Raw genomic sequence first — 272 nt, 5'->3', positions numbered from 1 at the left:
ACCGTCTCCGACGCCGTCGTCTTCGGCAGCCTGCTCATCACGTTGCTGAAGCACGCCGACCGGGTGAAGAGCGCATCCCTGGCCCAGCTGGTGAACGTGATCGCCCCGATCATGACGGAGCCGGGCGGTCCTGCCTGGAAGCAGACGACCTTCTTCCCCTTCGCCGCAACCGCGGCGCACGGGCGAGGCACCGCCCTGCGGGTCCACGTCGCCAGCGCCACGTACGACACCGAGCGCTTCGGGGCCGTGCCGCTCGTGGATGCGGTGGCCAC

General features: G+C 70.2%; 1 protein-coding gene. It reads left to right on the top strand.

Annotation, left to right across the window (positions count from 1 at the left end; translation table 11 throughout):
- Window positions 1-272 (top strand): alpha-L-arabinofuranosidase C-terminal domain-containing protein (locus tag SB717_RS35825; RefSeq protein ID WP_410907727.1); only part of this gene is annotated, 272 nt, incomplete at both ends.

It is taken from the genome of Priestia sp. SIMBA_032 (genome assembly GCF_046535215.1).
Taxonomy (GTDB): Bacteria; Bacillota; Bacilli; order Bacillales; family Bacillaceae_H; genus Priestia; species Priestia aryabhattai.
Note: the sequence above shows the minus strand (reverse complement) of the source record. Positions and strands in the feature narration are given on the sequence as shown.